This window comes from Corynebacterium glucuronolyticum DSM 44120, assembly GCF_030440595.1.
In the GTDB taxonomy this organism is placed as follows: domain Bacteria; phylum Actinomycetota; class Actinomycetes; order Mycobacteriales; family Mycobacteriaceae; genus Corynebacterium; species Corynebacterium glucuronolyticum.
This window is the reverse complement of sequence record NZ_CP047452.1, coordinates 596,401-609,121: the sequence shown is the minus strand read 5'-3', so window position 1 is coordinate 609,121 and position 12,721 is coordinate 596,401. Positions and strand designations below refer to the sequence as shown.

13 protein-coding genes are annotated in these 12,721 nt (G+C 60.7%); 7 read left to right on the top strand and 6 right to left on the bottom strand.

What is annotated here, in order from left to right:
- The first annotated feature begins 152 nt into the window (after positions 1-152).
- The 5 genes from CGLUCO_RS02880 (at position 153) to CGLUCO_RS02860 (ending at position 6,162) form a co-directional block, all read left to right on the top strand.
- Positions 153-1,478, top strand: a complete 1,326-nt coding sequence (locus CGLUCO_RS02880; RefSeq protein WP_084036674.1) for an O-acetylhomoserine/O-acetylserine sulfhydrylase — start codon at positions 153-155, stop codon at positions 1,476-1,478.
- An 18-nt stretch (positions 1,479-1,496) separates the two neighbouring features.
- The gene (metE, locus tag CGLUCO_RS02875; protein WP_084036672.1) at positions 1,497-3,731 is read left to right on the top strand and encodes a 5-methyltetrahydropteroyltriglutamate--homocysteine S-methyltransferase; all 2,235 of its coding nucleotides are present in this window, start codon (positions 1,497-1,499) and stop codon (positions 3,729-3,731) included.
- Between the two features lie 73 nt (positions 3,732-3,804).
- Complete coding sequence (gene metF, locus CGLUCO_RS02870) at positions 3,805-4,713, top strand: methylenetetrahydrofolate reductase [NAD(P)H] (protein ID WP_040428917.1); 909 nt, start codon at positions 3,805-3,807, stop codon at positions 4,711-4,713.
- 17 nt (positions 4,714-4,730) lie between these two features.
- Complete coding sequence (gene metX / locus CGLUCO_RS02865; protein ID WP_084036670.1) at positions 4,731-5,789, top strand: homoserine O-acetyltransferase MetX; 1,059 nt, start codon at positions 4,731-4,733, stop codon at positions 5,787-5,789.
- 97 nt (positions 5,790-5,886) lie between these two features.
- Positions 5,887-6,162, top strand: coding sequence for a hypothetical protein (locus CGLUCO_RS02860; protein ID WP_232621891.1), 276 nt, complete (start codon positions 5,887-5,889; stop codon positions 6,160-6,162).
- 51 nt (positions 6,163-6,213) lie between these two features.
- Here CGLUCO_RS02860 and CGLUCO_RS02855 read toward each other — a convergent pair whose 3' ends face one another.
- Together CGLUCO_RS02855 and CGLUCO_RS02850 are read right to left on the bottom strand one after the other, a co-directional pair.
- On the bottom strand, positions 6,214-6,546 hold the full coding sequence (locus CGLUCO_RS02855; RefSeq protein WP_084036668.1) for a DUF3017 domain-containing protein: 333 nt from the start codon (positions 6,544-6,546) through the stop codon (positions 6,214-6,216).
- A complete protein-coding gene (locus CGLUCO_RS02850) occupies positions 6,539-7,405 on the bottom strand; it encodes a bifunctional methylenetetrahydrofolate dehydrogenase/methenyltetrahydrofolate cyclohydrolase (protein WP_005390393.1) in 867 nt (288 codons plus the stop codon). The genes CGLUCO_RS02855 and CGLUCO_RS02850 overlap by 8 nt, the downstream gene beginning before the upstream one ends.
- Positions 7,406-7,414: 9 nt before the next feature.
- On the opposite strand from CGLUCO_RS02850, the gene CGLUCO_RS02845 reads away from it, so the two are divergent.
- Complete coding sequence (locus CGLUCO_RS02845) at positions 7,415-7,900, top strand: tRNA (cytidine(34)-2'-O)-methyltransferase (RefSeq protein WP_084036666.1); 486 nt, start codon at positions 7,415-7,417, stop codon at positions 7,898-7,900.
- Here the strand turns inward: CGLUCO_RS02845 and CGLUCO_RS02840 are convergent.
- The 3 genes from CGLUCO_RS02840 to CGLUCO_RS02830 all read right to left on the bottom strand — a co-directional run bounded on the left by CGLUCO_RS02840 (position 7,897) and on the right by CGLUCO_RS02830 (position 10,971).
- A complete protein-coding gene (locus tag CGLUCO_RS02840; protein WP_143336932.1) occupies positions 7,897-9,024 on the bottom strand; it encodes a hypothetical protein in 1,128 nt (375 codons plus the stop codon). The genes CGLUCO_RS02845 and CGLUCO_RS02840 overlap by 4 nt on opposite strands.
- Before the next feature lie 169 nt (positions 9,025-9,193).
- Positions 9,194-10,513, bottom strand: a complete 1,320-nt coding sequence (locus CGLUCO_RS02835; protein ID WP_084036662.1) for a PH domain-containing protein — start codon at positions 10,511-10,513, stop codon at positions 9,194-9,196.
- Positions 10,510-10,971 carry a PH domain-containing protein gene (locus tag CGLUCO_RS02830; RefSeq protein WP_070740474.1) on the bottom strand — a complete coding sequence of 154 codons (462 nt, stop codon included), beginning with the start codon at positions 10,969-10,971 and terminating at the stop codon, positions 10,510-10,512. The genes CGLUCO_RS02835 and CGLUCO_RS02830 overlap by 4 nt, the downstream gene beginning before the upstream one ends.
- Positions 10,972-11,212: 241 nt before the next feature.
- Here CGLUCO_RS02830 and CGLUCO_RS02825 point away from each other — a divergent pair, with 241 nt between their 5' ends.
- Positions 11,213-11,788 (top strand): hypothetical protein, encoded by a 576-nt coding sequence (locus CGLUCO_RS02825; protein ID WP_084036660.1) that lies wholly within the window; start codon positions 11,213-11,215, stop codon positions 11,786-11,788.
- A 91-nt stretch (positions 11,789-11,879) separates the two neighbouring features.
- Here the strand turns inward: CGLUCO_RS02825 and CGLUCO_RS02820 are convergent, their stop codons facing one another.
- Complete coding sequence (locus CGLUCO_RS02820) at positions 11,880-12,698, bottom strand: PRD domain-containing protein (protein ID WP_084036658.1); 819 nt, start codon at positions 12,696-12,698, stop codon at positions 11,880-11,882.
- Between the last annotated feature and the right edge of the window lie 23 nt (positions 12,699-12,721).

Here is a 12,721-nt window from a genome sequence, read left to right as displayed (position 1 = left end):
GAGGGCAAAATCCCACTATGTGAGACATTCCACCCCCGTAAATTACCCCCGCCCACACCTCAAAAATATGAACTGAGCTGTCTATATAATGAACCAAGTGGTCTAACCACGTCTATTGCCTACAGACAAAGCGGTCTGTACGGTAGCTCAACATGACGACGAAATACGACAACAGCAACGCAAACAACTGGGACTTCAACACCCGCGCAATCCACGCCGGCCAGCCGGTCGATTCGCAGACGGGTGCACGAAACCTCCCCATCTACCTGACCACTTCCTACGTCTTCAACAACGCGGAGCATGCCAAGCAGCGCTTCGCACTCGAGGACGAGGGCCCCATCTACTCCCGCCTCACCAACCCCACCGTGGCAGCAGTCGAGGATCGCCTCGCAAGCCTCGAAGGCGGCGTCTACGCCGTGCTCTTCGGTTCCGGCCTCGCCGCCGAGACCGCAGCCATCCTCACGGTTGCCCGCGAAGGCTCCCACATTGTCACCTCCCCGCGCCTCTACGGTGGCACGGAAACCCTCTTCCAGGTGCAGCTCGCCCGTCTCGGCATCGAGACCACCTTCGTAGAGAACCCGGACGACCCGGCCTCCTGGCAGGCAGCAGTGCAGGACAATACCGTCGCCTTCTACGCCGAGACCTTCGGCAACCCGCAGGCAGACGTTCTCGATATCCCCACCGTGGCGCAGATCGCCCACGACAACAAGGTGCCGCTCATCGTGGACAACACCATCGCCACTGCGGCGCTTGTCCGCCCGCTGGAGCTCGGCGCCGACGTGGTCGTCGCCTCCACCACCAAGTTCTACACCGGTAACGGTTCCGCCCTCGGTGGTGTGCTTGTCGACGGCGGAAAGTTCGACTGGACCGTCGAGCGCGACGGCAAGCCTGTCTTCCCCGACTTCGTCACCCCGGACCCGGCCTACCACGGCCTGAAGTACGCCGACCTCGGTGCACCGGCCTTCGGCCTGCGCGCTCGCGCCAGCTTCCTCCGCGACACCGGTGCAGCTCCGTCTCCGTTCAACGCCTGGGTCCTCGCACAGGGCCTGGACACCCTCACCCTCCGCGTCGAACGCCACAACGAGAACGCAAAGCAGGTCGCCGAGTACCTCGCAGGCCACGACCTGGTAACCAAGGTCAACTTCGCCGGCCTCGAGTCCTCCCCGTGGTACTCCGTCAAGGAGAAGCTCGGCCTGAAGTACACCGGCTCCGTCCTCTCCTTCGACATCAAGGGCGGCAAGGATGAGGCCTGGGCCTTCATCGATGCCCTCAAGCTGCACTCCAACGTGGCCAACATCGGCGACGTGCGCTCGCTCGTCGTCCACCCGGCGACGACGACCCACTCCCAGTCCGATGCCCACGGCCTCGAGCGCGCCGGCATCAGCGAGTCCACCATCCGCCTGTCCGTCGGAATCGAGGACGTCCGCGATATCATCGCCGACCTTGAACTCGGTTTCGAAGCACTGAAGAACCGCTAGAAAGATTCCTTTACTGCCATGACGACTACAATCATCGGCTTCCCCCGCGTGGGTGCCCACCGCGAACTGAAGTTCGCCACCGAGAAATTCTTCCGTGGAGAGATCACCGCCGACGAGCTGCGCGCCACCGGCGCCGAGCTGCGCGCCGACCAGTGGAAGCTCATCAAGGATGCGGGAATTGACCAGATCCCCTCCGGTGACTTCTCCTTCTACGATCAGACCCTCGATGCTGCTGCCCTCTTCGGGCTCGCCCCGAAGCGCTACCGTGACCTTGGCCTCGATTCTCTCGAGACCTACTTCGCGCAGGCCCGCGGCTACCAGGGCAACAAGGGCGATGTGAAGGCCCTGCCGATGAAGAAGTGGTTCAACACGAACTACCACTACATCGAGCCGGAGATCGAACCTTCCGAAACCATCGCGCTGACTGGAACCGGACCTCTCGACCAGTACCGCGAGGCCAAGGAACTCGGCATCGACACCCGGCCGGTCATCGTTGGCCCGTTCACTCTCTTCCAGCTGGCGAAGAAGGAAGACGGTGTCGACGAGGAGGCAGTCCTCGACCAGCTCGCCGCTGCGTACGGGGAGTTCCTCGAACGCGCCACCGAGGTGGGCGCCAGCTGGGTGCAGCTCGATGAGCCGTCCCTGGTCGTCGATCTCACCGACGATGACCTCGCCCGCTTCACCCGCCTCTATGAGGCTCTCCTCGCCCACAAGGGTGGGCTCAAAGTCCTCGTCCAGACGTACTTCGGAAACGTGCGCGACAGTTACACCGCTCTCACCTCGTTGCCTATCGACGGCATTGGGTTGGACTTTGTGGAAGGTCGCCGCTCTCTCGAGCTTCTCCACGAGTATGGGTTCCCGGAAGACAAGGTCCTCTACGCTGGCGTTGTTAACGGCAAGAATATCTGGCGTAACGACTTCGCCCGCACCCAGGAGCTTCTCTCCTCTATTCGTGGCGTAACAGAAAATGTTGTCCTCACCACCTCTTGCTCCCTACTCCACGTGCCGTACACCGTTGCAGCCGAAACCGATCTCGACCCGGCCTATGTCGCTCACCTCGCATTCGCCGTCGAAAAGCTCGGAGAACTCGTGGCCCTCAATGAGGGAGCGACCGACAACGGCCTCGGCCCACGCGAGGACGTGACCAACCGCAAGGTACAAGAACGCGTCGCCGCCATCGCCGACAACGACTACACGCGCAGCCCAGCCCGCGAGGAACGCGACGCGATCCAACGCCGCGAGTTCAACCTCCCGCCGCTCCCCACCACCACCATCGGCTCCTTCCCTCAGACCAAAGACGTCAAGGCGACGCGCAAGGCGTACAAACAGGGTGACATCACCGTCGAGGAATACACCGACTTCAACAAGAAGAAGATCGCCGAATGCGTCGCCTGGCAAGACGACACCGGACTCGACGTCATTGTCCACGGCGAGTACGAGCGCAACGACATGGTCGAATACTTCGGCCAGCACCTCGACGGCTTCCTCTTCACCCGCAACGGCTGGGTCCAGTCCTACGGCACCCGCTGCGTCAAACCGCCACTCGTGTGGGGCGATGTCTCGCGGCCCGACGCCATCACAGTGGACTGGTCAGCCTACGCGCAATCCCTCACCGACAAGCCTGTCAAGGGCATGCTCACCGGGCCTGTGACTATCCTCAACTGGTCCTTCCCCCGCGAGGACATCACGATCAAGGAATCCATCCTGCAGATTGCCCTCGCCATCCGCGACGAGGTCCTCGACCTGGAGAAGGCCGGCATCCGGATCATCCAGGTGGACGAGGCCGCGCTCCGCGAGAAGCTGCCCCTGCGCCGCTCCGACTGGTTCAGCGAATACCTCGACTTTGCCATCCCCGCCTTCCGCCTCGTGCACAGCGGCGTCGCAGCCGAGACGCAAATCCACACGCACATGTGCTACAGCCAGTTCACCGATATCCTCCCGGCCATCGACGCCCTGGACGCAGATGTCATCACCTTCGAAGCATCCCGGTCCGACCTGGAAATCCTCGACGCCCTCGTTGAATGCGACTTCCGCACCAACATCGGCCCCGGCGTATACGACATCCACTCCCCGCGCGTCCCCTCCACCGAAGAGATCGTCGCCCAGATCAAGCGCATCGCCGACAAAATCGACGTATCCAAACTGTGGGTCAACCCCGACTGCGGCCTGAAGACCCGCGGCGAGGAGGAAACCCGCGCCAGCCTGATCAACCTCGTCGCCGCCGCGCGACAGGCACGCGAGGAACTCGCGTAGAAAAACCACCGCCAGTGGGAGGCCACGTCTCCCACTGGCACACGTGCACCATAAAAAAGAGAAGCCCCACATCATGAAAACAACAGAACTTTTTGAAAAGAAGACGGTCTTCTCTCTCGAGATCTTTCCCCCGAAGAAGACATCGTCCATCAAAACCATCTACGACACCCTGGACGGCCTGGAAGGCACCCACCCCGACTTCATCTCCGTTACCTTTGGCGCTGTCGGCGCCGGCGACAACACGCACACGTTCCCTATCGCCTCCACGATCAAGAAGTATTACCAGATCGAAGGCGTCGCCCACCTCCCCGCCATCAGCCTGACGCGGGACCAGGTATTACAGCGTCTGCACGAAATGGAATCCTACGGCATTGAAAACGTGCTTGCCCTGCGCGGCGACCTCCCTGTCGGCGGCGAAGCCCCCTCCGGACACTTCCCCCACGCCAGCGACCTCATCGCCTTTGTGAAGGAGCACACGGACCTCAACATCATTGCCGCATGCTACCCGGAAAAACACCCCGAGTGCCCCAACCGCGTGGACGATATCCGGAATCTCAAGCGAAAGGTAGATGCAGGGGCCAACCACCTCATCTCGCAGCTGTTCTTCAACAATGCGCACTTCTACGACTTCCTTGAGCGCTGCGACCTCGCTGGCATCAACGTGCCCATCGAGGCCGGTATCATGCCCGTGGTGAACAAGGCGCAGATCGAGCGCATCACGTCCCTGTGCGGGGCGGATATCCCGCCGAAATTCCGTCGCATGATGGATCGCTTCGGCGACAACCCACGCGCCATGCGCGATGCAGGCATCGCCTACGCCGTGGACCAGATCATCGACCTCATCACACAGGGCGTTGACGGCATCCACCTGTACACCATGAACAACCCGTTCATCGCACGCCGGATCAATGATGCGGTGAGTAACCTCATCTCCGTCACACCAGCCCGGGCCGCGCACCGCAAGGTGCTCGCCTTTGCCTGACCAGTAGCCGAAAGGACATGCTCATGACCAACTATCACGTTTCCATCGGGGAATTCGTGACAGAGGCCGGCGCGCGTATTCCCAATGTGGAGGTGTCCTACCGCACATGGGGCACCTTCCGTGGCGATAACGCCGTCCTGGTCGAGCATGCCCTCACCGGCGACCAGCACGCCGACGAGTGGTGGCCGGGACTCATCGGACCAGGCTTGGCCATCGACACCCGCCAATACTTCGTCATCTGCACGAACGTCCTCGGCGGCTGCAAGGGCACAACCGGGCCATCGAGCCCCCACCCCGACGACGGCGCAGCCTACGGCTCCCGCTTCCCCGCCATTTCCATCCGCGACCAGGTAGAGGTGGAATACCAGTTCCTTAAAGCAATCGGCGTAGAGCACCTGTTTGCCGTCATGGGCGGCTCCATGGGCGGGGCTCGCGCGCTCGAGTGGGAGGTCTCCCACCCCGAGCTTCTTGACCGCGCCTTCCTCCTCGCCGTCTCCGCCCGCGCCAGCGCCTGGCAGATCGGTATCCAGACCGCGCAGATCCAGTTCATCGAACAGGATCCCCACTGGTACGGCGGCGACTTCTACTCCCACGGGGTTTCGCCGTCGAACGGCATGGCTGCTGCCCGGCGCGTCGCGCACCTCACCTACCGCGGTGAGCAGGAAATCGACGAACGCTTCGGCGTGGGCGCTCAGGATCGGGAGAATCCACTCGGCCCCTACCGCGACCCCAAGCAGCGCTTCCAGGTGCAAAGCTACCTTGACCACCAGGCGGAAAAACTCGTCCTGCGGTTTGACCCGGGCTCCTACGTGGCCCTTACGGAGGCCCTCAATCGGCACGATGTGGGCCGTGGCCGCGGTGGCCTCATCAAGGCGCTGGCCTCCACCGACGTGCCGACGATGGTCGCCGGTGTGGACACCGACATCCTCTACCCCTACCACCAGCAGGAGCACCTCGCCCGCAATCTAGGAAACGTGATCGGCATGCATAAGATCGTCTCCCCCATCGGCCACGACGCGTTCCTTGCCGAGACCCGCCAGCTCGACCGCATATTCCGAAACTTCTTCCACGTGTAAACAACTAACAGTTTGCTGGGAATGCCGGCATTTCGTTGCGCAGCCCACACTCCTTTTCGTAGGCTGGGGCACACATTGGACCAGGAGGTACATTGAAATGAATTCCACGATCCGATATGCAGGTCTTATAGTCTTCGGCGTTGCGTGGGTATATTGCCTCGTAAACAACCCCACGTGGGCCATATTTTTGCTGGCCATTCCCGTGTACTTCATTATCACAGGATTCCCCACAAACAAAGACCTCGCGTTCGCTCAGAAATACCGCAAGCTGAATGGTCCGAGCGCCGACACAGCCGAGGTAAAGAAGTACCGCGAGGAACACCCCGGCGTCGGTGTCGCCGAGGCAGCATACGAAGTAAAAAAGGCGCGCTAGAGCGCAACAAAAAAATGAGACGGGTCCGAAAACCCGTCTCATTTTTCGTGTCTAGCTGCCAAGCGCGTCGACCGAGGACGCGAGGATCATCATCACCGTTCCGACAGATGCCGTGAACAGGGCGTCGAAACGCTGAGACCGTACGGCAAGCACACCGAGTATGTGCGAATCGCAGGTCAGGCGCAAAACGGCGAGGAACATGAAGTCCGCACCGAGGACAAACGTCGCACGACGCCAGTGGTCAGTGAACAGGAACACCAGCACCAGCGCCAAGACGACGCAGAACAGCGCTACCCCCGCCTTCTGCCACGTCTGAGGCAGGCGGGAGGGCGGCAGGTCGACGTCATGCGGGTTGTCGAGGCCAACAGCTGGAGTATTACTCACTCGGGGTGATCCCCGCCTGGCGCTCAGCGGTCTCCACCACATTGCGCACGAGGAACGCGCGAGTCAGCGGGCCAACACCGCCCGGGTTCGGCGAGATAGCACCGGCCTTCTCCCAGCAGTCCGGGTGGACATCGCCGAGGAGCTTGCCATCCTTGCGGGAGACACCGACGTCGAGAAGCGCAGCACCTTCCTTAATCATGTCGGGGGTGAGCATGTGTGGCTGGCCGGAGGCAGCGATGATGATGTCCGCCTGTCGGGTCTCGGCGACGAGGTCCTTCGTGCCGGTGTGGCAGAGCGTCACTGTGCAGTTTTCGCTGCGACGGGTGAGCATGAGGCCGATCGGGCGACCGACAGTCACGCCACGGCCGATGACGGTGACCTTCGCGCCTTCCAGCGGAATATCGAAGCGACGCAGGAGGTGGATGCAGCCATTCGGGGTACACGGCAGCGGTGCCGGCTCGTTGAGGACGAGCTTGCCCAGGTTCACCGGGTGCAGGCCGTCGACATCCTTGGCCGGGTCAATGCGCTCAAGCACGGCGTTTTCGTCGAGGTGCTTGGGGATCGGCAACTGCACGATGTAGCCGGTGCAGGCGGGATCCTCGTTCAGCTCGTCAATGACGGCGAACAGCTCCTCCTGCGTGATGTCCTCAGGCAGGTCTTTGCGGATCGAGTTGATGCCGATTTTCTCGCAGTCCTTGTGCTTCATCTTGACGTAGGACTGGCTGGCGGGGTTCTCGCCGACGAGCACGGTGGCAAGCCCGGGGGTGATGCCCTTGTCCTTCAGCGCCTTGACGCGCTTTTCCAGGTCGACGAAGATTTCGTCGCGGTACATTTTTCCATCTAGCTTGAGAGCAGTCATAATCTAAGTATGCCAAAAATCCCGTCTCCTTTCGCCCATGTTGTTTTCGAGCACCCCGTTATCCCCCCGAATACGGGAAATGCCATCCGAATGTGTGCGGGAACGGGCGCGCACCTCCACCTCATCCGCCCCCTCGGGTTCGACTTGGAGGATCGGCACCTGCGTCGCGCTGGGCTGGACTACCACGATCTCGCGCGCGTCACCGTCCACGATTCACTGGAGGATTGCTTGTCGACGCTCCCCGGCGCGCGTGTCTTCGCTTTTACAGGTCACACTACCTCGATGTTGTACGACGTCTCCTTTCGCTTCGGTGACATCCTCCTGTTCGGCACCGAGCCCACGGGGCTTACCGACGAGGCGATGACCCACCCGCGCATCACCAGCAAGGTGCGCATCCCCATGCTGGAAGGCAGAAGGTCCATGAACCTCTCCAACGCCGCAGCTGTGGCCACCTACGAGGCGTGGCGGCAGCTTGGCTGTCCGGAGGGCATCTAACTGGCGCGACGGTCCTGCCTCATGGTCACCCACGATTCCGCCTCGGTGTCCACGTTCTTGGCCAGCGCGTATCGCATCACTTTCTGGCCCATCTCGGTGAGCTGAGCCTTGTCCCCCAATCGCTTAAAGTTGGCTTTCTGGATGCCGAAAATGCAGCGGACGATGTAGTTGTACTTGAGGGCCTCGCGGGCATCTTTGTCCCCCATCTCCGCGGCGAGGGTGCGCAGCCTGGAGTACAGCTCAATGGGTTTTACCTCGAGCTGCTCGGCGACGGCGGGGCCCCCGAGGTAGGAGACGAGGGCATCGAGTAGCGCAATGGGGCGATCGCTGTCGCTCACGAAGCTGGGGAGCGTTTGCCACATGAGGGTGGCGTACATCTGTGGCTCGACGAGAACCTCCCAGGCGTAACTGTTGCAGCAAATCCCGCCACAGCCGGGGTCAATATTGATGAGCCCCATGTTGTGGAAGACATCGAGGACGATGCTCATAACCTCCTCATCGTCGAAGCGGGCAACTCCCCGGACGTTGTCTTTCACCCACTGGCGTACCTGCTGTGGGAACGGGTGCTTCGAGTGGAGTTTCAAGTGTGGCGCTTCGAGCTGCACCATCCGTAGGAAAGGGTCGAAACGCTTGGCCAGGAATTCCCCGATTTCTTCTGCGTCGCCGTCGAAGAACGTGTGGTGCTCCTGCGTGAAATTGCACAGCCCGATAAGGGTGAAGAGCATCGGCCCGAAGCGGGTGGGCCAGGATTTTTCCCAGCCGAACTTCTCCGGCTCGTTGAGCACCTCCACGGCCGTGGTATACACGCCGGCACCGTCCGCATCGACACTCATCCGCTGCTGGTACTTGGGTTCCGGCTGGGAGTTCTTCAGCATCATCTCGCCCATGTTTCCCAGCACGATGGTGCGCAGCAGCATCTCTTCTTCTGGTTCCAGAATCTCGAGATCATCGGCGACTCCCCCCAGGAGATCTTCTACGCTGTCCCAGTCTGCGGTGGCCGAAAAGGCCGCATTGAATTCCTCCAGACGGGCATCCGGATCACACACCAGTGGCATCATTGCGAGACACAGATCCTCGAACGAGTGCAATTGGATGGTCGTCTCACCAAAACTTCCGAGATCCACAGGACCGTCCAGAATTTCCGTCTCCTTTACCAGTGAGACGAAAAAATCACCTTGTTTTGTGGTGGCCGATTGAGCCATAAATCCCCCCAAAATGTAGTTAGATTGTGCGCTTTCTTATGCGCCTTGTCGCCATCATAAAACGGCTCCCCCACCCCCGCAACAGATACGGCTATAACGCAGGCAGCTCCCGTTTTCTTAGCAGATCGGTGAGCTCGAAGGCATCCTCGGTAGAAAGATTGTGGCCCGCCATAGAAACCGGGCCAGGAACAAGATCGAAGCGGACGGTGGCGAGATCCCACGCCTGGTTCAACGGGCCACGCTTGACGGTGAGCTCCTGAATGTGCGCGAGCTCCACGATCTTCACCTCGCGGTGGAAGCGCCCCTCGTGGGTGATGGCGCGGCCACCGGTAAGGGTGACGGCCTGCTGGTCGCGGTCGAGCGGGCTCGCCCAGATGGCCCGCTTGGGGCTGACGTAGGTGGGGGCGGTGGCACCGCGCGGATCGGCGACGGAGAAATCTTCATCCGGGCCGAACTTGGCAAGGATGCGCGCCACGTGGCACGCCTGCTCGTACGAGCCGACCGGCAGGATCTGCGTGGGCTTTTCCTTGTCCCCCTGGCCGTAACCCGCGACGGAGCACTCCACCCGCCACCAGCCGGTCAGGCGCCACGCCCACGGCTGGATGACACGCACGCCGTGGACTCGGTGGACGGGAATCGTCTGGCGGCGCAGATCGGCCAGGCCATAGGAAATGGACAGGTTAGTGCCGTCGAACCACGCCGTGTAGTGGAAGGCGCGGTCGATCACGCCCCACAGCGCCACGACGATGCCGAGGAGAATGGGCAGCGCACCGGCGAGTCCCGTGGCCCACAGCGAGAGCCCCATAAAACCGGCGGCGAACAGGTTGCCCACGCGCAGTGCCGCCGCACCGAATGTGGTGGAGACCGGGATAGTGGGAATAATCACGTCGCCCCGATCGTCGACAAGCGAGGGAAGAGTAGAGGAATCCCGGAGCCGGAGGACCTCCGCACGCACCGCCTCCGCCTCCGACCTTGTCAGGAACTCGATCCGCAGGGACGAACCGACACCACCGGCGACCTCGACGTTCACCGCAGCAAGCCCAAAGAGACGGGCGATCACCGACTCCTTGATGTCCACGGCCTGGATGCGGTCATAGCGAGCGCTGCGCACCTGTGTGTGGATGAGGCCATGCTTGGTTTGCACCTCGTCGGCAGTGAAGCGGAAGCCGAGCGCCCGCCACCACACCATAGACAACGCCCACAACACCAGGCAAGACACCATAGTTACGCCCACACCGATGCCGATGTAGCGCAGGTAGGGGCCCGATTCATGGACAATATCGCCGGCAGCACCCACCAGCTCGTCACTCACATTGACGAGCATGACCGCGAGGAACGCAAAAATCGCCGTCCAAAAGTGCAAAAACGGGGTGAGGCGGTGGACGTGCCGCCACTCAATCGACTGGTTCACAGCCCACTCATCCTCTCCCGCGCCCGCTCAGCCAACCGGTCACGCAGCGCATCCGCCCCCACTGCGGGCAGACCGGGGATCGACGCATCCGTCGACGCACTCGCCGTCTTCACCGCCACCACCTTGAGGCCAAAGAGGCGCTGGAACGGCCCCTGCGTCACATCGACGTACTGGATGCGGCCGTAGGGCACCACCGTAAACGTGTGGAAGAACTTCCCGCGGGTGATCATGAGCTCATCCGGGGCCTCCCGCCACCCCAGGTAGCGCACCTGGGCCGGCAGCAACCAACACAGGTACGCAAACAACACGACGAACGCCACCGCCCCCACGTACAACCATGTCCACCACAGGTATCCCGCAACAGCGCAGGCGACGGCCGGCACGAGGCACCACACGGCGGCCGAAAGCACCCGCGACAGTGCCAGCTTGCTCGAAACAGCATTCATCGATTCGTTCATGCGCACCAGGGTACTAGCGGCGAATTCCCCTCCACAGCACCGACACCGGACTGTTGACATGTCCTTTTCTACACAAAAGGGGGTAACGCCTCTCGATAAAACTCATGGTCAGCGCACGTGCAGCAGTTTCTCAGCATTTACACATCTTCGGAGCTGATTTTCAGGCGGCATGGAGATTACTATCAAGGCAAAGCAGTTCGTTTTTCTGCTTCCGAATAATCCGCATAAGAAAGGGACTCCCATGAAGGGATTCAAGAAGGCATCTATCGCTTCCGTCACCGCCATCGCCGTTGCCGCTGGCATGTGCACCCCGGCATTCGCAGAGGAAACAGCTACCCCCGTCGGCGTTAAGGTTAAGGACAACGTCTGCACCATCGTTCTGAACAAGGATGATGCCACCCTCTTGGGACTCAAGGCACAGCAGGAAATCAAGAAGGATGATGCCAAGACCGCGAAGAAAGAACTCATCAAGGCGTTCACCAAGCGCGAGACCATCATCAAGGGCCTTGACCAGCAGCTCAAGGACAAGAAGGTCACCGAGCAGAAGGTGAAGGAAGAGCAGGACAAGTTCAAGAAGGAGTCGGTTGCCTACTCCTCCGTCGCTGCCGCCTACCAGGCCTGCGCCGACGGCAAGAACCTTTCCAAGACTGACTACGATCTCGCCGGCATCTTCTCCACGATGGAGGGCCAGCCGAACCAGGTCGGCATCGGCGTTATCGCCGGTGGCTCCGTGCTCGTCGGCCTCGCTCTCATCATCGCTCTGCTCCCGCAGATCAAGCCCCTGCTCCCCGCAGAGATCGCTGCAATGCTCCCCTAAGCGTTAAGCGCACGTAGTAATGCTCCCCTGCCAAGGCATGGGGAGCATTTCCGTATTGCGGCCCTATAGCGGCCGTGCAATTACCCAGCAATTAACTTTCTTTAACCAACCGGGCCACATGCAACGCCAGGTATGTGCGCTCATCGACCGTAATAATGTCTCCCAGACGCAATTCGAGTACGTCTGCCATATGCTCTGCACAATGAATTGCATCTGCCCTCTCCTCCATCAACGAATCACGTAAAGCCGAGATCTCTCCGTTGATCTGCTGACTTTTGGAAACACGGGTAAAGAAATACCGCATATGGGTGATGAAACGAGCAGCATTGATGCTATGTCGATTAATCGTGGCGTGAAAAGCAGCATCGATAATGTCGAAAATCTGGTCAAGAGCGCCCGTCAAGAGATACGTATCTCTCAGGTTACCTTCTGTAAACCCAGCGTTGACCAGGTGCAAGGCAACAGAAGTTGCCTCAGAATCTGGCAGTGGCTCCACACTTTTGTCTGCCAACCATGAATTTGCCGCAGCGACAATTTCTTTAGCTCTCGCATACTCCTCCGGATAAAGGTTCTCCACCTCAGCTGTCAGAGGATGGGATTTTTCTTTAACGGTGCGAACGCTCGCCATGTGGAGGTGATCGGCAAGCGCCACCACCGTTGCGGTTTCCTTATATTCCGGAGCAACTTCTTTCACAAGCTCCAGGAACTCCAGCGGTACAGCGGCCACCATCTCCGCTAGGTGATCGGTATCCCGATTCGTCTCTGGCACGAACACCTCATTTGCATCAGCGGCGGTGATCGAATCGCCAACACGCTTATTAAACCCGATGCCCAGGCCAGTGAGGATGACGGGCTCCCCAGCCTGCTGGGCGAGCACCACATTATTGTTCAAAATGCGCAGAATCTTCATGAGTTCCAAAGCCTAAGTGGGAA

Coding starts and splice junctions, on each gene's coding strand:
- CGLUCO_RS02830 (WP_070740474.1), bottom strand. CDS start 10,971: ATGAACGAATCGATGAATGCTGTTTCGAGCAAGCTGGCACTGTCGCGG.
- metX (WP_084036670.1), top strand. CDS start 4,731: ATGCTCATGACCAACTATCACGTTTCCATCGGGGAATTCGTGACAGAG.
- CGLUCO_RS02880 (WP_084036674.1), top strand. CDS start 153: ATGACGACGAAATACGACAACAGCAACGCAAACAACTGGGACTTCAAC.
- CGLUCO_RS02850 (WP_005390393.1), bottom strand. CDS start 7,405: ATGACTGCTCTCAAGCTAGATGGAAAAATGTACCGCGACGAAATCTTC.
- CGLUCO_RS02860 (WP_232621891.1), top strand. CDS start 5,887: ATGAATTCCACGATCCGATATGCAGGTCTTATAGTCTTCGGCGTTGCG.
- metF (WP_040428917.1), top strand. CDS start 3,805: ATGAAAACAACAGAACTTTTTGAAAAGAAGACGGTCTTCTCTCTCGAG.
- CGLUCO_RS02820 (WP_084036658.1), bottom strand. CDS start 12,698: ATGAAGATTCTGCGCATTTTGAACAATAATGTGGTGCTCGCCCAGCAG.
- CGLUCO_RS02825 (WP_084036660.1), top strand. CDS start 11,213: ATGAAGGGATTCAAGAAGGCATCTATCGCTTCCGTCACCGCCATCGCC.
- CGLUCO_RS02845 (WP_084036666.1), top strand. CDS start 7,415: ATGCCAAAAATCCCGTCTCCTTTCGCCCATGTTGTTTTCGAGCACCCC.
- metE (WP_084036672.1), top strand. CDS start 1,497: ATGACGACTACAATCATCGGCTTCCCCCGCGTGGGTGCCCACCGCGAA.